General features: G+C 71.6%; 18 protein-coding genes and 1 tRNA gene. 9 read left to right on the top strand and 10 right to left on the bottom strand.

Features of this window, described 5'->3' with window-relative positions; all coding sequences use genetic code 11:
• The first annotated feature begins 130 nt into the window (after nucleotides 1-130).
• The 3 genes from ACIBU0_RS40440 to ACIBU0_RS40430 all read left to right on the top strand — a co-directional run bounded on the left by ACIBU0_RS40440 (nucleotide 131) and on the right by ACIBU0_RS40430 (nucleotide 2645).
• A tRNA-Leu gene (locus ACIBU0_RS40440) sits at nucleotides 131-214 on the top strand.
• A gap of 147 nt (nucleotides 215-361) precedes the next feature.
• Entirely contained in the window at nucleotides 362-1537 is a 1176-nt protein-coding gene (locus ACIBU0_RS40435) for a 4-hydroxybenzoate 3-monooxygenase (RefSeq protein ID WP_398828843.1), read from the top strand.
• A 214-nt stretch (nucleotides 1538-1751) separates the two neighbouring features.
• Nucleotides 1752-2645, top strand: a complete 894-nt coding sequence (locus ACIBU0_RS40430; RefSeq protein ID WP_398828842.1) for a Bax inhibitor-1/YccA family protein — start codon at nucleotides 1752-1754, stop codon at nucleotides 2643-2645.
• A gap of 82 nt (nucleotides 2646-2727) precedes the next feature.
• On the opposite strand, the gene ACIBU0_RS40425 is transcribed toward ACIBU0_RS40430, so the two are convergent.
• The gene (locus tag ACIBU0_RS40425; protein WP_030049879.1) at nucleotides 2728-2958 is read right to left on the bottom strand and encodes a DUF4287 domain-containing protein; all 231 of its coding nucleotides are present in this window, start codon (nucleotides 2956-2958) and stop codon (nucleotides 2728-2730) included.
• A gap of 94 nt (nucleotides 2959-3052) precedes the next feature.
• On the opposite strand from ACIBU0_RS40425, the gene ACIBU0_RS40420 reads away from it, so the two are divergent.
• A complete protein-coding gene (locus ACIBU0_RS40420; protein WP_398828839.1) occupies nucleotides 3053-3364 on the top strand; it encodes a hypothetical protein in 312 nt (103 codons plus the stop codon).
• 25 nt (nucleotides 3365-3389) lie between these two features.
• Here ACIBU0_RS40420 and ACIBU0_RS40415 read toward each other — a convergent pair whose 3' ends face one another.
• The 3 genes from ACIBU0_RS40415 to ACIBU0_RS40405 form a co-directional block, all read right to left on the bottom strand.
• A complete protein-coding gene (locus ACIBU0_RS40415) occupies nucleotides 3390-4172 on the bottom strand; it encodes a hypothetical protein (protein WP_398828837.1) in 783 nt (260 codons plus the stop codon).
• 296 nt (nucleotides 4173-4468) lie between these two features.
• Nucleotides 4469-5689, bottom strand: a complete 1221-nt coding sequence (locus ACIBU0_RS40410) for an acetyl-CoA C-acetyltransferase (protein ID WP_398828835.1) — start codon at nucleotides 5687-5689, stop codon at nucleotides 4469-4471.
• Between the two features lie 228 nt (nucleotides 5690-5917).
• Nucleotides 5918-6943 carry an SGNH/GDSL hydrolase family protein gene (locus ACIBU0_RS40405; RefSeq protein WP_398828832.1) on the bottom strand — a complete coding sequence of 342 codons (1026 nt, stop codon included), beginning with the start codon at nucleotides 6941-6943 and terminating at the stop codon, nucleotides 5918-5920.
• Between the two features lie 168 nt (nucleotides 6944-7111).
• Here ACIBU0_RS40405 and ACIBU0_RS40400 point away from each other — a divergent pair, with 168 nt between their 5' ends.
• On the top strand, nucleotides 7112-8500 hold the full coding sequence (locus ACIBU0_RS40400; RefSeq protein ID WP_398828830.1) for a cystathionine beta-synthase: 1389 nt from the start codon (nucleotides 7112-7114) through the stop codon (nucleotides 8498-8500).
• Nucleotides 8501-8890: 390 nt separating this feature from the next.
• Here the strand turns inward: ACIBU0_RS40400 and ACIBU0_RS40395 are convergent, their stop codons facing one another.
• Nucleotides 8891-9334 carry a hypothetical protein gene (locus tag ACIBU0_RS40395; protein WP_398828828.1) on the bottom strand — a complete coding sequence of 148 codons (444 nt, stop codon included), beginning with the start codon at nucleotides 9332-9334 and terminating at the stop codon, nucleotides 8891-8893.
• Between the two features lie 211 nt (nucleotides 9335-9545).
• Between ACIBU0_RS40395 and ACIBU0_RS40390 the strand changes: the two genes are divergently transcribed.
• From ACIBU0_RS40390 to ACIBU0_RS40380, 3 genes are all read left to right on the top strand, one after another.
• On the top strand, nucleotides 9546-11066 hold the full coding sequence (locus ACIBU0_RS40390; RefSeq protein WP_398828826.1) for an aromatic amino acid ammonia-lyase: 1521 nt from the start codon (nucleotides 9546-9548) through the stop codon (nucleotides 11064-11066).
• The gene (locus ACIBU0_RS40385) at nucleotides 11063-11923 is read left to right on the top strand and encodes a MurR/RpiR family transcriptional regulator (protein WP_398828824.1); all 861 of its coding nucleotides are present in this window, start codon (nucleotides 11063-11065) and stop codon (nucleotides 11921-11923) included. Before ACIBU0_RS40390 ends, ACIBU0_RS40385 begins: the two co-directional genes overlap by 4 nt.
• Before the next feature lie 119 nt (nucleotides 11924-12042).
• Nucleotides 12043-12627, top strand: coding sequence for a hypothetical protein (locus ACIBU0_RS40380; RefSeq protein WP_398828822.1), 585 nt, complete (start codon nucleotides 12043-12045; stop codon nucleotides 12625-12627).
• Between the two features lies 1 nt (nucleotide 12628).
• On the opposite strand, the gene ACIBU0_RS40375 is transcribed toward ACIBU0_RS40380, so the two are convergent.
• The 5 genes from ACIBU0_RS40375 to ACIBU0_RS40355 form a co-directional block, all read right to left on the bottom strand.
• The gene (locus ACIBU0_RS40375) at nucleotides 12629-13003 is read right to left on the bottom strand and encodes a hypothetical protein (RefSeq protein WP_398828820.1); all 375 of its coding nucleotides are present in this window, start codon (nucleotides 13001-13003) and stop codon (nucleotides 12629-12631) included.
• Between the two features lie 13 nt (nucleotides 13004-13016).
• On the bottom strand, nucleotides 13017-13532 hold the full coding sequence (locus ACIBU0_RS40370; protein WP_398828999.1) for a roadblock/LC7 domain-containing protein: 516 nt from the start codon (nucleotides 13530-13532) through the stop codon (nucleotides 13017-13019).
• A 79-nt stretch (nucleotides 13533-13611) separates the two neighbouring features.
• Nucleotides 13612-14400: a transcriptional regulator gene (locus ACIBU0_RS40365; protein ID WP_398828818.1), complete on the bottom strand. Its 789-nt coding sequence runs from the start codon at nucleotides 14398-14400 to the stop codon at nucleotides 13612-13614.
• Nucleotides 14397-14789: a hypothetical protein gene (locus tag ACIBU0_RS40360; RefSeq protein ID WP_398828816.1), complete on the bottom strand. Its 393-nt coding sequence runs from the start codon at nucleotides 14787-14789 to the stop codon at nucleotides 14397-14399. The genes ACIBU0_RS40365 and ACIBU0_RS40360 overlap by 4 nt, the downstream gene beginning before the upstream one ends.
• Nucleotides 14790-14970: 181 nt before the next feature.
• A complete protein-coding gene (locus ACIBU0_RS40355; protein WP_398828996.1) occupies nucleotides 14971-16350 on the bottom strand; it encodes a diaminopimelate decarboxylase in 1380 nt (459 codons plus the stop codon).
• 229 nt (nucleotides 16351-16579) lie between these two features.
• Here ACIBU0_RS40355 and hutU point away from each other — a divergent pair, with 229 nt between their 5' ends.
• A complete protein-coding gene (hutU, locus tag ACIBU0_RS40350) occupies nucleotides 16580-18250 on the top strand; it encodes a urocanate hydratase (RefSeq protein WP_398828814.1) in 1671 nt (556 codons plus the stop codon).
• Nucleotides 18251-18698 lie beyond the last annotated feature (448 nt).

Raw genomic sequence — 18698 nt, 5'->3', positions numbered from 1 at the left:
GCGGATGGCCCGTTCCATGGGCTGATGCACCCTCAGACGTCAATAAAATAAGACAACATCGGTCCGCCCGTCCGCTGTTCGGGGGAAGCATCCCGATAGGCTCGGAACCTCGATGCGGAGCCCATGGCCTGCCCAGATGGTGGAATGCAGACACGGCGAGCTTAAACCTCGCTGCCCCTTCGCGGGCGTGCCGGTTCAAGTCCGGCTCTGGGCACTTCCGACGTTCGTCCACCCTTCAAGAGTTCGCGTACAACCGTTGACACCAGGGGTGCGCGGCCCGAGACTCACGTCAGGAAGTGGTGAATAAAACTTCACCATGCGAACGTGAATGACGGGTCAGGCGAACGAAGGGAAACGACCGATGCGCACCACCGTCGGCATCATCGGAGCGGGCCCCGCCGGCCTCCTCCTCGCCCGGCTGCTCCACAACGCCGGCATCGACTCGGTCGTCCTGGAGAGCCGCGACCGCGCCTACGTCGAGCACCGCCAGCGCGCCGGAATCCTGGAGCAGGGCACCGTGGACGTGCTGCGCGCGGCCGGCGCCGGGGAGCGCATGGACCGCGAGGGCCTGCGCCACGACGGCATAGAGCTCCGCTTCGACCGGAAGCGCCACCGCGTCGACTTCCCCGCCCTCACCGGCGGCCGGTCGGTGAGGGTCTACGCCCAGACCGAGGTCTGCAAGGACCTCATCGCCCTTCAACTCAAGGAGGGCGGCCCGCTGCTGTTCGAGGCGGAGGCGCTGGCGGTGGAGGGCGCCGACACCGACAGCCCGCGCGTTCGCTTCCGGCACGAGGGGCGCGAGGACGTCCTGGAGTGCGACTACGTCGTCGGGTGCGACGGGTTCTGGGGTGTCTCCCGCAAGGCGATACCGGCCGAACTCACCCGGGTCTTCGAACGGACGTACCCCTTCGGCTGGCTCGGCATCCTCGCCGATGTCGCCCCCTCGCACGACGAGCTGGTCTACGCCCGCCACGACCGGGGCTTCGCCCTGCTCTCCATGCGTTCCCCGTCCGTCTCCCGCCTCTACCTCCAGGTACCGGAGGGCACGGACGCGGACAGCTGGAGCGACGACGAGATCTGGGACGAACTGGAGCGCCGCTTCGAGACCGCCGACGACTGGCGCCTGGAACGCGGCCCCATCACCCAGAAGTCGGTCACGCCCATGCGGTCGTACGTCCATGAGCCCATGCGGTACGGCCGCCTCTTCCTGGCCGGTGACGCCGCGCACATCGTGCCGCCGACGGGTGCGAAGGGGCTGAATCTGGCCGTCGGCGACGTCGTCACCTTCGCGCGGGCGCTGATGTACGAGAAGGAGACGGGGTCGGCGGAGCTCCTCGACGCCTACTCGGAGACGTGTCTGCGCCGCGTCTGGCAGGCCGAGCGGTTCTCGTACGACATGACGACACTGCTGCACCGCGCCCCCGACGTCACGCCTTTCGAGGACCGGATCCAGCTGGCGCGTCTGCAGCGGCTCGCCGGGTCGACGGCGGCCGAGACGGACCTCGCCGAGGGGTACACGGGGTTCCCGTTCGGGTGACCGTAGGTGTGGCGTAAGGGAGTGATCTCCGGCTGGTTCCGGCCACGTTCCAGGTTGGTCATGAATGAGCCCCTCCGTGGCCGGGAATCACCCGGCCGCGTAGCGTGTTGCGCAGCACGACGAGGGAAAGATCCTCCCCAGGTACTAGGGTCAATCCTTTGCCTATCTATTACTCTTGAGCCAAGGTCACGCACGGTGGCCATGGAGGAGTGAAATGAGGAGCAGCAACCCGGTCTTCTCGCGACGGGGGTTCAGCCGCGACAACGGCTACGCGGGCTTCAACACCGCGCCGCAGGCCGGGGGCGCCGCTGTCGGCACGCAGGGCAACCCGTATGCCCAGCCGCAGGCCGGCAACCCGTACGCGCAGAACCCTTACGCCCAGCAGGACCTGCAGTACGGCGCACCGCCGCAGGCCCCGGCCACCACCGGCCGGATGACGATGGACGACGTCGTCCTGCGCACCGCCACCACGCTCGGCACGCTGATCGTCACGGCCGCGCTCGCGTGGTTCCTGCTGCCGGTCGACGCCGAGAACATCAACCGGTCGTACGGCATCGCCATCGGCGCCGGTCTGGTCGGCATGGTGCTGGCGCTCGTGCAGTCCTTCAAGCGCAAGGCCTCCCCGGCGCTCATCCTGTCGTACGCCGCGCTCGAGGGTGTCTTCCTCGGCGTCGTCTCCAGCGTCGTCGACGAGCACATCGCCAGCGGCGCGGCCATGCAGGCGGTGCTCGGCACGATGGCGGTCTTCACCGCCGTGCTGGTGGCGTACAAGGCGGGCTGGATCCGCGTCAACCGGCGCTTCTACGGCTTCGTGATGGCGGCCGCGCTCGGCTTCATCCTGCTGATGGCGGTCAACCTGCTGTTCGCCGTCTTCGGCGGCGGTGACGGCCTCGGCTTCCGCAGCGGCCCGCTCGGCATCGTCTTCGGCATCGTCGGCATCCTGCTCGGCGCCGCCTTCCTCGCCCTGGACTTCAAGCAGGTCGAGGACGGCATCGCCTACGGTGCGCCGCGCGAGGAGGCCTGGCTCGCGGCCTTCGGCCTCACGATGACGCTGGTGTGGATCTACATGGAGTTCCTGAGGCTCATCTCGATCCTCAACAACGACTGATCTCCGACGGCCGTAGCGCGGTCGTAAGCAGTCGCAAGCGAAGGGCCCCGGGTTCCCGGGGCCCTTCGTCGTCTGTGCGCGCCTAGAGGAATTTGCGCGCCGCCCTCCTCAGGTCGTACTCGTGGACGATCGCCTTCGCGTGGCCGTACGCGAGGTCGTATTCGTGCCGAAGCCAGCTGACCTTCTCCTCGAAGCGGACGAGAGCCGGGCCTTCTTCTACGGTGCGGAGCCAGTCGGAGACTTCACGACCGGTGCAGTGGGGGATGCGGGCGAGCATGTTGCGGTGGGTCTCCTCGGAGAGGACGTGGGACATCGGCGCCTCCGGACGCAAAGGGGATGTAAGCCGGTCCTTCAGGTCACCGTGCCTGAGCGTTCGCCCGTTGGCAACAGTCGCGTACGCTCACGGCGTGGTTGATACGACGCGTCTGACCCAAGCCGTAGATCACTTCGCCGACCGGTTGCGGGCGGCGCCGCAAAGCCGGCTGCAAAGAGGTGCGGCGTCGGAGGCGCTGGGACTGGCCAGAGAGTTGGCACGTCGGGCGCAGATGCTGGAGGCGCCCGGGGCGGAGCCCCGGGAGATGCCGGACGCCGGGATGTTCGCCGCCGCGGACCAGATCACCGTCGCTGTGCATGACTTGGCCCTCGTACTCACCGACGAGGGTGAGGTCGAGGACGCGTTGAGGCTGGTGGCGGAAGCGCAGAAGCGGGCCGGGGTGTGAACCCCGAGCCGGGTGGGTGTGATCCCTAGAGGGACGCTATGACCCGGTCGGCCAGGATGTAGACGCTCTCCTCGCCGCACGCGAACGTCAGGGTGTACGCACCCGACACTCCCGAGCCGCCCAGCAGCACCGGCGTCTCGCCCGCACGCAGGGCCGCCGCCAGGCGATCCGCCGTCTCCCGGTGGCCCGGCGTCATGCACAGGGTCGTGCCGTCGGCGAAGACATAGACGTCGAGGGTGCCCAGAGGACCGGGGCGGACGTCGGTCAGTTCGGTGGCGGAGGCGGCCAGTTCCTCAAGGGTGGCCACCGTGCGCTCGTGATCGTTCACGGCCGGTGAGGAGACCGGGACGAAGTCCGGGTGGGAGGGGTGACGGCGGCGGGCCGCGGCGAGCTCGGGGGACTCCCCGGCGAACTCATCCACCTCCGCGGTCGGCTCGGTCACCGGCTCCAGATGCTCCAGGCCCGAGAAGTCGGCCTGGCGCGGCAGGAACAACTCACTGTCGGACAGACCCAGCAGCGTCGGCGCGTCGGAGGCGTCACGGGTCTCCTGGGCCGCCCAGAAGGCGCGCGCCTCGGCCAGCTCCCGCTCGCGTTCCTCGGCGAGCGCCTCGGCCACCGCGGCGCGTATCTCATCGGCGTCGGCGGAGAGGCGGGCCGGCGGGACGAGGCCGCGGGCCGCGCTCGCGTTCTTCTGTGCCAGCTCGGTGTGCAGGGCCGCGACCTGCCGGCGCAGCACCATGAGGGTGCGCAGGACGGCGACGCCCACGGCGCCGGTGGCGGCCGTGGTGAGCAGCAAGGCGATCGGCATGGCGCTCACTGACGTACTCCCGGTTCAAAGTCGACCCCCGACTTCCTACATCAGCTTGAAGGGCGGACTATCCAGCTGTCAGTGCGTAACGTCACGAAACGGACAGGTCTTTGGGCCTGGGGTTTGGTGGTGCAACGGCTCTGAGCTGCGCAAATCCCTCAGCAGAGGGAGATAGGTCACATCCTGGGGGAGATTGGATCACAAATCGGCCCAGAACCTTGGAGTTTCCCGGGTTCTGGGCCGAAGGCTCACGCAGGGTCGTGAGGTGACTACTCAAGAGGGTGGGGCCGGGGGCTTCAGCTCAGGCGCTCGATGACCATCGCCATGCCCTGGCCGCCGCCGACGCACATCGTCTCCAGGCCGAACTGCTTGTCGTGGAACTGGAGGGAGTTGATGAGCGTGCCGGTGATGCGGGCGCCGGTCATGCCGAAGGGGTGGCCGACGGCGATGGCGCCGCCGTTGACGTTCAGCTTGTCGAGGTCGATGCCCAGGTCGCGGTAGGAGGGGATCACCTGGGCGGCGAACGCCTCGTTGATCTCGACGAGGTCGATGTCGTCGATGGTCAGGCCGGCGCGGCGCAGGGCCTGCTGGCTCGCCTCGACCGGGCCGAGGCCCATGATCTCGGGGGAGAGGCCGGAGACGCCGGTCGACACGATGCGGGCGAGCGGCGTCAGGCCGAGCTCGCGGGCCTTGGTGTCGGACATGATGACCACGGCCGCGGCGCCGTCGTTCAGGGGGCAGCAGTTGGCGGCGGTGACCAGGCCGTCGGGCCGGAAGACGGGCTTGAGGCCCTGGACGCCCTCCAGGGTGACGCCGGCGCGGGGGCCGTCGTCCTTGCTGACGACCGTGCCGTCGGGGAGGGTCACCGGGGTGATCTCCCGCTCCCAGAAGCCGTTCTTGATGGCTTCCTCGGCGAGGTTCTGCGAGCGGACGCCGAACTCGTCCATGTCCTGGCGGGTGACGCCCTTCCAGCGGGCGAGGTTCTCGGCGGTCTGGCCCATCGCGATGTAGGCGTCGGGCACGAGGCCGTCCTCGCGCGGGTCGTGCCAGGTCGTGCCCTCCTGCTCCGCGACGGCCGCGGTGCGGGCCTCGGCCTCGGCGAAGAAGGGGTTGTGCGTGTCGGGGAGGCTGTCGGAGTTGCCCTTGGTGAAGCGGGAGACCATCTCCACGCCGGCCGAGATGAAGACGTCGCCCTCTCCGGCCTTGATGGCGTGCAGGGCCATGCGGCTGGTCTGGAGCGACGAGGAGCAGTAACGGGTGATCGTGCAGCCCGGCAGGTGGTCCATGCCCATCTGTACGGCGACGACGCGGCCGAGGTTGTTGCCCTGCTCGCCGCCGGGGAGGCCGCAGCCCAGCATCAGGTCGTCGATGTCCTTGGGGTCCAGCTCGGGGACCTTGGCGAGGGCCGCCTGGATGATCGTGGCGGTGAGGTCGTCCGGGCGCAGGTCCTTGAGGGAGCCCTTGAAGGCGCGGCCGATGGGGGAGCGGGCGGTCGAGACGATCACGGCTTCGGGCATCACGGCTCCATTGACATACCAGGGGGTCGGGCAGGGCTGTCAGGGAAGTTACCCGTACGTACGTACAGGGTCACGCTTGTGGCGGTGTGACCCTGACCGCAATTTTCTAAGCGCTTGCTTTCCTCGCTCCCGCCAGGGGGCTCTGCCGCCGAAGCGGGGGTCTGGGGGCGGCAGCCCCCAGGGATGGGACGGGTAGGGGCGGCGGGGGCGGAATCTCGCCTGCCCCCCTCACGGGGACGGCGTCACCGGTGCCCGGTCCGGCTCGGGGACCCTGCGGCGGCGGCGCCTCTTCAGAAGGGCCCATGGGCCCTTCGGGCCGGTCGGCATGGCTGCCGTGACCTCCGTGCCCGCCTCCGACGCGGCCTCGGCCGCCGCGCGCGCCACCGGCAGGAAGCCCTCGCGCCGGGTGACGTCGGGGCGCTCCTCCTCCGCGGGCCAGAGGCCGAGGGCCGCGCAGACCGTCGGCAGGACGGCCATCGCCGCCGTGGCGTACCCCTCCGCCGAGGGGTGGTAGTTGTCGGGGCCGAAGAGTTCCCGCGGGTTCGCCGCGAACTCAGGGCCCAGCAGGTCGCCCAGCGACACCGTGCGGCCGCCCTGTTCGACGACGCCGATCGTCTGGGCGGCCGCCAGCTGGCGGGAGGCCCGCCGGGCCAGCCAGCGCAGGGGCTGCTGGACGGGTTCGATGGTGCCGAGGTCGGGGCAGGTGCCGACCACCACTTCCGCACCGGCCGTGCGCAGGCGCCGTACCGCGGCGGACAAGTGGCGGACCGAGCGCGTCGGCGGCATGCGGTGCGTGACGTCGTTGGCGCCGACCATGATCACGCAGATGTCGGGCACGAGGGCGGGATCGGCGAGCACCAGGGCCACCTGGCGGTCCAGGTCGTCCGAGCGGGCACCCGGCAGCGCCACGTTGCGCAGGACGACCGGACGCTCCGCCACCGCCGCCAGGCCGGAGGCCAGCAGGGCACCCGGTGTCTGCCCCGCTCGGTGCACGCCCTGCCCCGCAGCCGTCGAGTCGCCCAGCAATGTCAGGCGCAACGGCGCCGCACCGGGGGTGTCGTACGTCCGGCCGTACCGGCCATCGGCGTTCGGGACATGGTTGTCCGTGCCGTTGCCCACGTGGCGCTTGGCGAACTGGACCTCGGCGAGGAGCAGACCGACGGCCGCCGCGCCGGCCAGACCGATGCCGCCTCCGCCGTACGCGGCGCCCGCCGCGATCCGCCGGGCCACTCGCGCCCTCGACATGCTCGTCATGCGTCGCCGCCACCTCCTCCTAGCCGAAACAGCCGTACATCAACTGCTTGCCCCGCACGGACCGTGGCCCAATCCCAACGGGGAGTGAACGACCTCCACGGGCCCCGTGCAGGCCATAGGCTGGCGGAACCACTACGACCACACCTTTTGCAGCATCCGGAGACAACGGTGCAATTCCACGACTCGATGATCAGCCTCGTCGGCAACACCCCGCTGGTGAGGCTCAACAACGTGACCACGGGCATTCGGGCGACCGTCCTGGCCAAGGTCGAGTACTTCAACCCGGGCGGTTCCGTGAAGGACCGCATCGCCCTGCGCATGATCGAGGCCGCGGAGGAGAGCGGTGCGCTCAAGCCGGGCGGGACGATTGTGGAGCCGACCAGCGGCAACACCGGTGTCGGACTTGCCATCGTGGCCCAGCAGAAGGGGTACAAGTGCATCTTCGTGTGCCCCGACAAGGTCAGCACCGACAAGATCAATGTGCTGCGGGCCTATGGGGCCGAGGTGGTCGTGTGCCCCACCGCAGTGGATCCCGAGCACCCGGACTCCTACTACAACGTCTCCGACCGGCTGGTGCGCGAGACGCCGGGCGCGTGGAAGCCGGACCAGTACTCCAACCCCAACAACCCCCTTTCCCACTACCACTCGACCGGCCCCGAGCTGTGGGAGCAGACCGAGGGGAAGATCACCCACTTCGTGGCGGGCGTGGGCACGGGCGGCACCATCTCCGGCACCGGCCGCTATCTGAAGGACATCAGCGACGGCAAGGTGCAGGTCATCGGCGCCGACCCGGAGGGCTCCGTGTACTCCGGCGGTTCCGGGCGGCCGTATCTCGTCGAGGGCGTCGGTGAGGACTTCTGGCCGACCGCCTACGACCGGACCGTCGCCGACGAGATCGTCGCCGTGTCCGACAAGGACTCCTTCCAGATGACCCGGCGCCTGGCCCGCGAGGAGGGCCTGCTGGTCGGCGGCTCCTGCGGTATGGCCGTCGTGGCCGCGCTGCGGGTCGCCGAGCGGCTCGGGCCGGACGATGTCGTCGTCGTGCTGCTGCCCGACAGCGGGCGCGGCTACCTCAGCAAGATCTTCAACGACGAGTGGATGGCCGACTACGGCTTCCTGGAGGACGAGGGCCCGAGCGCGCGCGTCGCCGACGTCCTCAACGACAAGGAAGGCGGCCACATCCCCTCCCTCGTCCACATGCACCCGGACGAGACGGTCGGTCAGGCCATCGAGGTGCTGCGTGAGTACGGCGTCTCGCAGATGCCGATCGTGAAGCCGGGCGCCGGCCACCCGGACGTCATGGCGGCGGAGGTCGTCGGGTCCGTCGTCGAACGGGAGCTGCTCGACGCCCTGTTCACCAAGCGGGCCTCGCTCGACGACCCGCTGGAGAAGCACATGTCGGCCCCGCTGCCGCAGGTCGGCTCCGGTGAACCGGTCGGCGACCTGATGTCCGTACTGGGCGTGGCCGACGCGGCGATCGTCCTCGTCGAGGGCAAGCCGACCGGTGTGGTCAGCCGGCAGGACCTGCTGGCCTTCCTCGCCAAGGGCGGAAAGTGACGGCAAACGTCCGGTGAACTGACCGTGTCCGCGGCGAACTTGCGGTGACCGGGGCCGCTCGCGCTGTCGTGGAACTGGTACGAGCGCGTCACGTTCACGCAGCACCCGCTTAACACGGGTCCGGCACATTAGTGGATGTCGGCAGGGCGGGAGCGGCTCCCCGCCCCAGCCGGCGCCGAACGGCGCCAAGGACCTCCGGAGCGGCTCCCGGACCTCCATGGACGCCATGGACGCGTAAGCCCGGCCCTGACCCGGCCCGCGTCCCTCGCGGGGACCGCCGTCGTCCCGCCCCCCGGCAACGGGGGTGCGGCGGTCCCCGCCATATCTCTTCTGCCGACGGTCGGTCGGCTGTACGAAGAGCCCCGGGGACTGGAGAGTCCCCGGGAATGCTCAGTCCTCCCAGCGGTCCTCGTCCTTGGCCGACTTGTGGCGCCCCCAGCCGCGGAACAGGCCCGGGTTGGTGCGCACCGCCTGGACGACGTTCACGCCGACGATGCCGATCCAGGTGACGAGCAGGCCGCGGAGGCCGGCCACGCCGCCGCCGATGCCGGACAGCGGGATCGCCGCGACCAGCGTGACGATGCCGAAGCCGAAACGCTCACCGAAGGAATCCGTCGGTTTCGGCGACCGGGCGTCCCGGGCCACCACCATCTGCTGCTCGGCCAGCTGCCGCCGCAGCCGGCGCTCGACCGCCCCGTCGATGCGCTGGTCGACCTTCTCCAGGAACGAGTCGACCAGCGCGGACTCGTACTCCTCGCCCAGTTCCCTGCGGGCCTGCAGGGTGGCGTTGAGCTCCTTCTTGAGCTCGGTGTCCCGCGCTTCGATTCCGGTCATACGGCCCACGGTAGGCAGCGGGGCCGACGGCCGCACTGGGGTTAGCCCCCCTGTTCGTGCTGGGGTGCGCCGGGAGGCGCCCGCGGCTGAGCAACCCGATGTCTCTTGCCCGGCTGTATGACGTCATGCAGAGTTCATGGTGTCTGAATAGATCGGGTGACTGAACAGGTCGACACGGATCGACTGTCCGGAGTGAGGGGTGTGTGGGCTCATGCCGTCTCGGACCATCGCGGACGCGCCGGGCGCCGTGCCCTCCGGGCACCCCGGCCTCGTCGTCCTCGACGGAATCGGGCTCGGCGTCGAGGACGTCGTACGCCTCGCCGACGGGACCGCGCGGCCGGTCCCCGCGGCCGACGCGATGAAGCGGGCCGAGGAGTCCTGGGACGCCGCCCGCCTCATCGCCGCGACCGGACGGGTCTACGGCCGCTCCACCGGCGTGGGCGCCAACCGGAACGAGGACGTGCCCACCGAGGCCGCCGCCGAGCACGGCCTGCGGCTGCTGCGCAGCCACGCCGGCGCCATCGGCGAGGAACTGCCCGCCCGGCAGGTGCGGGCCATGCTCGCCGTCCGCGCCAACCAGCTGCTCGCGGGGGGCGCGGGCCTCCGGCCCACCGTCGTCACGGCGCTCTGCGAGGCGCTGGAGAGCGGGGCGCACCCGGTGGTGAACGAGTTCGGCTCGGTCGGCACCGGCGACCTCGCGGCGCTGGCACAGGCCGGCCTGGCGCTGGCCGGCGAGCATCCCTGGCGCGGCTGCGGCGCTCCTGAGCCGCAGCCGCTCGACAACAACGACGCCCTCGCGTTCATCAGCAGCAACGCCCTCACCCTCGGCCAGGCGGCCCTCGCCCTGCACGAACTGCGCGGACTCGTCGCCGCCACCCAGGTCGTCGCCGCCCTGTCGCTGGTCGCCGTCGACGGCTCCCACGAGGCGTACGCCGCCCCCGTGCACGCCGCCCGCCCGCACCGGGGCAGCGCCGAGGTCGCCCGCCGGATGCGCGAGTTGCTCGGTGCCGAGGACCGGCCGACCCCGCCGCTGGGGCGGATCCAGGACCCGTACGGCTTTCGCTGCCTGCCCCAGATCCACGGGCCCGCCCACGACGCGGCCGACGCCCTGGAGGAGGTGCTCGCGGTGGAGATCAACGCGGCCGCCGAGAACCCCTTCATCTCCCCCGAGGACATGGCCGCCTACCACCACGGCGGCTTCTACCAGGCCCAACTCGCCCTCGCGCTCGACCACTTCAGGCTGGCGCTCACCCAGGTCGCCCGGCTGTCGACATCCCGCCTGTCCACCCTGAACGAGCCCGCCTACACCCGCCTCAAGCCCTTCCTCGCCGACCACGAGCCCGCCTCGTCCGGCGTGATGATCCTCGAGTACGCCGCCGGCGCCGCCCTCGGCGACCTGCGCGCCTTCTCCGCCCCCGCCTCGCTCGGCCACGCCGTGCTCTCCCGGGGCGTGGAGGAGCAGGCCAGCTTCGCCTCGCTCGCCGCCCGGCAGACACTGCGCGCGTGCGGCGCGTACCGTCTCGTCGTCGGCTGTGAACTCGTCGCCGCCGTACGGGCGTTGCGCCTGCGCGATCTGAGGCCCGACCCCGCGCTTCCGGTGGGCCGGGCGCTGGCGCTGGCCGAATCGGTGCTCGACGACGACCTGGCCGACCGGCCGCTCACCGATGATGTGACGGCGGCGGCAGCACTGCTGGACCGGTTCACGGACATCTGGAGGGGGAGCGCGGCATGAGCGCGGACAGGAACACCGGCGGGACGGACAGCCCCGCCGCGCGGTTGCAGGCGCTGTTCGAGGGGCACCGGCTCACGCCGACCCAGCGGCGCATCGCGCACAGCATGGTGCGGCGGGCCGCCGACGTGCCGTTCCTGTCCAGCGTGGAGCTGGCGGAGCTCGCCGGGGTCAGCCAGCCGTCCGTGACCCGTTTCGCCGTCGCCCTCGGCTTCGACGGCTACCCGGCGCTGCGCCGGCACCTGCGCGAGGTCGCGCCCGCCGAGCCGGCCGCGGACGCCGCCTCGTACAACGAGTACCAGCAGGCCGTCGAAGCCGAGATCGAGAACCTGCGGCACCTGGCGGAGGCGCTCGCCGACCCTCGCCCGGTGCAGAAGGCCGGACGCCTGCTCGCGGCCTCCCGCCCGCTCCCCGTCCTCGGGCTGCGGGCCGCGGCCTCCCAGGCGTACGGCTTCTCCTACTTCGCCGCCAAGGTCCACCCGGACGTACGGCTGCTGGACGAGGGCGGCACGATGGTCCACGACCGGATCGACGCCGCCGTACGGGCCGGGGCGACGGCCCTGCTCTGTTTCGCGCTGCCCCGGCATCCCCGCGAGGTGATGGACACCCTGGCGTACGCCAAGGAGGCCGGGCTGACGGTGGTGACGGTGGCGGACTCCGCGTTCGCGCCCGTCGCCAAGGTCTCCGACCTGCTGCTGCCCGCCGCGGTCGGCACGGGCCTCGCCTTCGACACGGCCTGCGCGCCGATGCTGCTGGGCCGGGTCCTGCTGGAGGCCATGTGCGACGACCTGCCGGACGCCCAGGCGCGGCTGGAGGAGTTCGACGCGCGGGCGGCGGCGCGGGGGCTTTTCGTGGAGTGAGAGCGGCTTGCGCGCAGTGGCTGTGCGCAGGGGGAGCCGCTTTTTAAGACTCGTCTCACGATCCTTCACTAACCTGCCCGTCCGACGGGACTGTGCCAAGGACGACGAGGAGGCGGAACGTGGCACGCGGAGGTCAGGGGCTCGCTCGGGTGGCCGTCGTTGTACGGGCCGGGGCGGCGCCGTTGTGGTGGCTCGGGGTGTTGGCGGCGGGTGTCGGGGTGCTGGTGCCGGGACTGACCGGGCGCCGGATCGGGGTGCTGGCGGGGGCGGCGCTGTTCATCGTCGCGACGGCCGTGGTGGCGTATCTGCGCCGCAAGCGCTACACCGTCCTGATCCGCTCGGCCGCCCGCGCCGGCAAGCACGATGTGCTCCAGGACCGTGCGGTGGCCGTCCGCACCTGGCGCCGGGGCCACCGCTGGTGGCTGCTCCTGGCGTTCCTCGCCGCGCTGGGCAGCGCGTTCGCGGTGCCGGCGGCGGGCGGGATGCTGCTGGCCGGGTGCGGGGCGGGACTGTGGCTGAAGGCGGCCTGGCTCGGTCGGCGCGAGCGGGCCGAGAACGCCCTGTTGTGGGTGCGGGTCGACTGGCTCGACGCACGGGGTGGCCGGCCGGCGGGCAAGGCGGTGAAGGCCTTCCGCAGTACGGGCATCGCCGCGGGCGACGCGGCCCCGGGCGGGGCCCGCCGCCGCACCGCGGCGCTGGTGTAGGTCAGACCTCGAGGTTCTCCTCGATCTTCTTCAACTGGTGCCGGGCCATCGCCAGGTTGGCGCGCTTGGCGTCGAGGACCAGATAGAGGAAGAGACCGTTGCCCCCGCGCCCGGTGATCAGCCGGATCAGGTGGTACTGGTCGGTGAGGGTGATCAGGATGTCCTCGATGCCGCCCTTGAGGCCGAGGTGCTCCATCGTGCGCATCTTGGCGCGGACGACGTCGGTGTTGCCGGCGGCGGCGACGTTGAGGTCGAAGCTCTTGCTGCCGCCCAGGGTGCCCAGCGCCATGCCGCTGGTGTAGTCGACGAGGGCGGCTCCGGTCGCGCCCTCGATCGAGGCGAGGCATTCCTTCAGCGTGGTCTCGGTGTTGGCCATGCGTGTGTTCCTCTCAACTGTCCGTAGCGGTACGTGGGTTGGCAGTGGTGGTGGTGCGTGCGGCGCGCGGGGTTCTCGTGCGGGTGGGCATGGAGGGGGCCGGCTCCTTGGCAGGACTCTTGGCGGAACTCTTGGCAGGGCTCTTCCCGGGAGGTGCCGCCTCGGCGTCGACGAGCTCTCCGATGCGGGCGCCGGCGCGGCGGCCCTCCAGGTGCAGCCGGCCGACGTTGACGTTGTCCTGGGCGAGCAGTGTCAGAACGGCGGTGCGGCCCGCGGCATACGTCGCCACATAGCCGTTCGCCCCGCGCACGAGCAGCTCGCGGAAGCCGCCCCGGCCCGTCGCGTCCGTCACCCGCACCGCGACGCCGAGCGCGGCGGCGGTGAGTGCCGCGAGGCCGTCCGGTTCGACGCCGGGAGTGTCGTGGGCGAGGACGAGGCCGTCCACACCTGCCGCGAGCGCGCCGGTCAGCTGGGGCACGCGGGCTCTGAGCCGACGGAACTCGTCGAGCAGCGGGGCCTCGGCCGCCATCAGGGCTCTCCTCTCGGCGCGGGACCGCTGCGACGGGTGCAGCACCTCGGAGGGGTCGCGGTCCTCGATCGGTTTGCGGTCAAAGGGCCTCCAGCGCATCCCTGACCCTCTTCAGCAGCGCGATGTAGGGATCGGCGGCGTCGGGCGGGTGGTCGTCGGCGGGCGGGGGCTGCGACGCCACGAGGCCCGCCGCGGCCAGCCGCCTGAGGTGCACCAGCGTGTGGAACGCCGGTCTGCCCAGCTCCCGCGCGATGTCCGCGGCCCGCCGCACGCCGTCCACCCGGGCGAGTACGGCGGCCTGCCGGGACGGCACCGCGGGGGCCGCGACCGGGTCGGCCCGGATCAGGGGCGCGGCGTCCGTCGCCGGGTCGGGCCAGATGCGGCGCAGCAGGGCGCGGCGGCGCAGCGTCTCGCGTTCCAGCGCGGCGACCGCCACGGGATGCACGCGGGCGAGCCAGTGCGCGGGCCCGTAGCGGAAGCGGCCGGGCGTGCTGCTGGGGGCGAGGGCGAAGTACGCCGCGTCGTACAGCGCGCTCACCTGCGCCAGTTCCAGCGCGCCCGGGGTGAGGCCCCGGCGCAGGAGACGGCTCTCGTCGGCGCTGTCCTCGGCGTCCCGCCAGGCTCCGGCGTCGAGTGCGCCGTGGGCCGTGAGGAGCACGCCGAGGCCGGGGGCGAGCGGGCTCTCGGCGTGCACGACCCGGCCTTCGACGAGGTGGAGCGTGCCGTGTTCGCGGACCAGGACGCCGGTGGCCCGCTCCTCGGCGAGCCGGGTCAGCATCGGCGAGACGCCGCCCCGGGCCCGCTCGCCGGCCGTCGCCCGGTTGCGGACCGGCAGCCGGGGCGGTGGCGTGGCTTCGACGACGGTCATGCCAGCACCAGCCGTTCGGCCATCTCGCCCAGCCGGATACGGGCCAGCGCGAGGTTGCCGTCCGTGCGGGCCAGCCACAGATACAGCACCAAGCTGCTGTCGAAGGCCGTCGGCACGAACCGCAGCACGTGGTAGCTGTCCCGGTTGCTGAGGATCACGTCCTCCACGGGGGGATCCGCCGCACCGGCTTCGCCGTCGGGCCCGAACGCGTGCTGCTCGGCGGCCAGCCGCGCCAGCTCCGCCGTCTCGGCGGCCGCCGCCTCGTGGTCACCGCCGGGAGGGTCGCCCACGGTGCCCAGGGCCAGCCCGCTCGTCCAGTCGACCAGCGCGGCGCCCCGCGCACCGGGCAACCGCATCGTCTCCAGCAAGCACTCGTCGATTCCGGGCACCGTCGCTCCCCTCCCGCCTGGGGTTCGCCTGAGTGACGTAGAAACTACGCAACGTGTGTGCGGCGAGTGAGCGTTCGGGCATTTTCCGGTGGAACATGCCACCGAGTGGCTAGGGTGGGTCAACTGAGCCCGTTTTCAGGCAAGTTGATCAGCCATGGCTAACGGTCCCCGTCGGCCTGCGTCAACGGCGCTGAGACGCGGGCAGGGTGGCGAGCGAGGTGGCGTGCGCCCCGCCGGATTCGGCCACGATCTCGTCGAGCGACTGCGGCTCGCGCACGGTCGCGAAGGCGATGCCCCCGGCCCCGTCCGGAGCGAAGCCGTGGATGCCGGGCCGGGCAAGGGAGTTGTACGCGTAGTGATGCGCGAAGTAGTACGCCCCCGTGTCCAGCGCCGCCACGACGTCGCCCTGCTCCAGCAGCGGCAGCGCACACCCCTCGGCCAGCAGGTCACCCGAGAAGCAGGCCGGTCCCGCCACGTCCTGCACCACGGTGGGGCCCTCCTTCGGGCGCCCCTTGCCGTCGTACGCGGCGATCCTCAGCGGCCAGCTCCCCGGCGCGTACACCGTCCGCGTCGCGACCTGCACGCCCGCGTGCGTGACCGCCACCGGGCGCCCGCCCGCACGCTTGGCGTACTCGACCCGCGCCACGACCGTCCCGTGCTTGGCCAGCAGTGACCGGCCGAACTCGGTGACCAGCCCGTACCGCCCGTCGAACAGCCCCGGCACCGCCTCGCTCAGCAGCCGCGCGTACTGCGCGTACGTCGGCGTGGTCGCGTCCGACGCGAAGTTCACCGGCAGCCCGCCCCCGATGTCCAGCGTGTCGATCTGCCGCCGCCCGATCCGCCGGTTGATCTCCTCGGCAAGGGCATACGCCTCCGCGACCCCCCGGGCCATCAGCGACAGCGGAATGCCCTGCGAGCCGGTATGTGCATGTAGCCGGGTCAGCCACGGGCGGTCCTGATACGCCCGTACGACCCACTCCCGCGCCCCCTCGTCACGCAGCGCCACCCCGAACTTCGACGTCGCCGTGGCCGTGGACGTCGCCTCGATCGAACCCCCGCCGACCTGCGGATTCACCCGTATCCCCAGCGGGGAGCGGCTGGCGGCTGACCTCATCATGCCGTCGATGCGGTCCAGCTCCTGCGGGTTGTCGGCGTTGACGGCGATGCCCAGCGCCAGCGCCTCGCGCAGCTCGGCCGGGGTCTTGGCGGGCGAGTCCAGGACCGTCATCTCCGGGCGCAGGCCCGCCGCCCGCGCCAGTGCCAGCTCGCCGGGGCTGGCCACCTCCGCGCCGATGCCCTCCTCGCGCAGCAGCCGCAGCACCGGCACCAGCGGGGTCGCCTTCACCGCGAAGGCGTGCAGCACGGGTGTGCCCGGCGCCACCACCGCGTCGAAGGCCGCCCGCAGCGCCGCCGCCGACTCCCGGATGCCGGTGACGTCCAGCAGGCCGACGATGGGGGAGCCGGGCCCGAGCAGCCCCTGCTCCACGGCGGCCCGCACCGCCTCGTCCCGCCGGGCGGCCCGGTCGGCGTCATACGCCGGGATCCCGGTCCCGCTGTCCATTCGGTCGCTCACCACGTCCCCCGTCATGTCGTCGTCCCCCGTCATGTCGTCGTACGAGCCCATGCATCCAGCCAAACACCCGGGACGCGCCCACGCTGGACCACGGACGTATTGACTAGTTCTATTCAGGCGGCCAGGATGTGAATATCCACCTCAACAGTCGCAGTCGAAGTTCGCAGCCGAAGTTCACAGTCGAAGTTCGCAGCCACAGTCCGCTGGGAGGCAGACCATGTCAGGACCCGGACCCCGCCCCGTCCGAGCGCCGCGCGGTACGGAACTGAGTGCCCTGGGATGGCAGCAGGAAGCCGCCCTGCGGATGCTGCAGAACAACCTCGACCCCGAGGTCGCCGAGCACCCCGACAAGCTCGTCGTCTACGGCGGCACCGGCAAGGCGGCCCGCGACTGGCGCTCCTTCGACGCCATGGTCCGCACACTGAGGACGCTGAAGCAGGACGAGACGATGCTCGTCCAGTCCGGTCGCCCCGTCGGCGTCATGCAGACCCACGAGTGGGCCCCGCGCGTCCTCATCGCCAACTCCAACCTCGTCGGCGACTGGGCCAACTGGGAGGAGTTCCGCCGCCTGGAACAGCTGGGGCTGACCATGTACGGCCAGATGACGGCCGGCTCCTGGATCTACATCGGCACCCAGGGCATCCTCCAGGGCACCTATGAGACGTTCGCCGCCGTCGCCGCCAAGAAGTTCAACGGCACCCTCGCCGGGACGATCACCCTCACCGCCGGTCTCGGCGGCATGGGCGGCGCCCAGCCGCTCGCCGTGACCATGAACGACGGCGTGGCCCTCTGCATCGACTGCGACCCGCGCGCCATCGAGCGGCGCATCGAGCACCGCTACCTGGACGTCAAGGCCGACAGCCTGGACCACGCCCTCCAGCTGGCGACCGAGGCCCGTGACGCCCGGCGCCCGCTGTCCATCGGCGTCCTCGGCAACGCCGCCGAGCTGGTCCCGCAGCTCCTGGCCATGGGTGCACCGATCGACATCGTGACGGACCAGACGTCCGCCCACGACCCGCTCTCCTACCTGCCGCTGGGCGTGGACTTCGACGAGATGGCGTCCTACGCGGCGAAGGACCCGGCGGGCTTCACCACCCGGGCACGGGAGTCGATGGCACGGCACGTCGAGGCCATGGTCGGCTTCATGGACGCCGGTGCCGAGGTCTTCGACTACGGCAACTCGATCCGCGGCGAGGCCCGGCTCGCCGGATACGAGCGGGCGTTCGCCTTCCCCGGCTTCGTGCCGGCCTACATCCGCCCGCTGTTCTGCGAGGGCAAGGGCCCCTTCCGCTGGGCCGCCCTCTCCGGCGACCCCGCCGACATCGCCAAGACCGACAAGGCGATCCTCGACCTGTTCCCCGAGAACGAGTCCCTCGCCCGCTGGATCAAGATGGCGGGGGAGCGGGTCCACTTCCAGGGCCTGCCCGCGCGTATCTGCTGGCTCGGCTACGGGGAGCGGGACAAGGCGGGCGAGCGGTTCAACGACATGGTGGCGAGCGGGGAGCTCGCCGCGCCGCTGGCCATCGGGCGCGACCACCTCGACTGCGGGTCCGTCGCCTCGCCGTACCGCGAGACCGAGGCCATGCTCGACGGCTCCGACGCGATCGCCGACTGGCCGCTGCTGAACGCCATGGTGAACGTGGCGTCGGGCGCTTCCTGGGTGTCCCTTCACCACGGTGGCGGTGTGGGCATGGGCCGGTCCATTCACGCGGGTCAGGTGACGGTGGCCGACGGTACGAAGCTGGGTGGGGAGAAGATCCGGAGGGTGCTGACGAACGACCCGGGCATGGGCGTCATCCGGCATGTGGATGCGGGGTACGACATCGCGGAGTCGGTTGCCGACGAGCGCGGTGTGCGTGTGCCGATGCGCGAGGGTGACGAGGCGTGACCCAGAACGAAGGCGGGCGCAGCGGCAACTCTCCGGTGGGGGCTGAGGTCTCGTCGCCGGGTGCGGGTTCGGCTGTGCCCACCCGTTCCGCCCTGCGGAACGACTGCCCACAGCCTGGGCCGACTGGCGGCTCGCAGCCCGGCCCGGTGGGCGGGTCGCAGCCTGGGCCGACTGGCGGGTCGCGGTCTGGCCTGGCGGGCGGGTCGCAGCCTGGGCCGACTGGCGGGTCGCGGTCTGGCCCGGTGGGCGGGTCGCAGCCTGGGCCGACTGGCGGGTCGCGGTCTGGCCTGGCGGGCGGGTCGCGGCCTGGGCCGACTGGCGGGTCGCGGTCTGGCCCGGTGGGCGGGTCGCGGCCTGGGCCGACTGGCGGGTCGCGGTCTGGCCCGGTGGGCGGGTCGCAGCCTGGGCCGACTGGCGGGTCGCGGTCTGGCCTGGCGGGCGGGTCGCG

Source organism: Streptomyces sp. NPDC049627 (assembly GCF_044465645.1).
Classification (GTDB): domain Bacteria; phylum Actinomycetota; class Actinomycetes; order Streptomycetales; family Streptomycetaceae; genus Streptomyces.
This window is presented reverse-complemented; position numbering and strand designations above follow the sequence as displayed.

Coding starts and splice junctions, on each gene's coding strand:
- ACIBU0_RS40435 (WP_398828843.1), top strand. CDS start 362: ATGCGCACCACCGTCGGCATCATCGGAGCGGGCCCCGCCGGCCTCCTC.
- ACIBU0_RS40430 (WP_398828842.1), top strand. CDS start 1,752: ATGAGGAGCAGCAACCCGGTCTTCTCGCGACGGGGGTTCAGCCGCGAC.
- ACIBU0_RS40425 (WP_030049879.1), bottom strand. CDS start 2,958: ATGTCCCACGTCCTCTCCGAGGAGACCCACCGCAACATGCTCGCCCGC.
- ACIBU0_RS40415 (WP_398828837.1), bottom strand. CDS start 4,172: ATGCCGATCGCCTTGCTGCTCACCACGGCCGCCACCGGCGCCGTGGGC.
- ACIBU0_RS40410 (WP_398828835.1), bottom strand. CDS start 5,689: ATGCCCGAAGCCGTGATCGTCTCGACCGCCCGCTCCCCCATCGGCCGC.
- ACIBU0_RS40405 (WP_398828832.1), bottom strand. CDS start 6,943: ATGACGAGCATGTCGAGGGCGCGAGTGGCCCGGCGGATCGCGGCGGGC.
- ACIBU0_RS40395 (WP_398828828.1), bottom strand. CDS start 9,334: ATGACCGGAATCGAAGCGCGGGACACCGAGCTCAAGAAGGAGCTCAAC.
- ACIBU0_RS40390 (WP_398828826.1), top strand. CDS start 9,546: ATGCCGTCTCGGACCATCGCGGACGCGCCGGGCGCCGTGCCCTCCGGG.
- ACIBU0_RS40385 (WP_398828824.1), top strand. CDS start 11,063: ATGAGCGCGGACAGGAACACCGGCGGGACGGACAGCCCCGCCGCGCGG.
- ACIBU0_RS40375 (WP_398828820.1), bottom strand. CDS start 13,003: ATGGCCAACACCGAGACCACGCTGAAGGAATGCCTCGCCTCGATCGAG.
- ACIBU0_RS40370 (WP_398828999.1), bottom strand. CDS start 13,532: ATGGCGGCCGAGGCCCCGCTGCTCGACGAGTTCCGTCGGCTCAGAGCC.
- ACIBU0_RS40365 (WP_398828818.1), bottom strand. CDS start 14,400: ATGACCGTCGTCGAAGCCACGCCACCGCCCCGGCTGCCGGTCCGCAAC.
- ACIBU0_RS40355 (WP_398828996.1), bottom strand. CDS start 16,350: ATGGACAGCGGGACCGGGATCCCGGCGTATGACGCCGACCGGGCCGCC.
- hutU (WP_398828814.1), top strand. CDS start 16,580: ATGTCAGGACCCGGACCCCGCCCCGTCCGAGCGCCGCGCGGTACGGAA.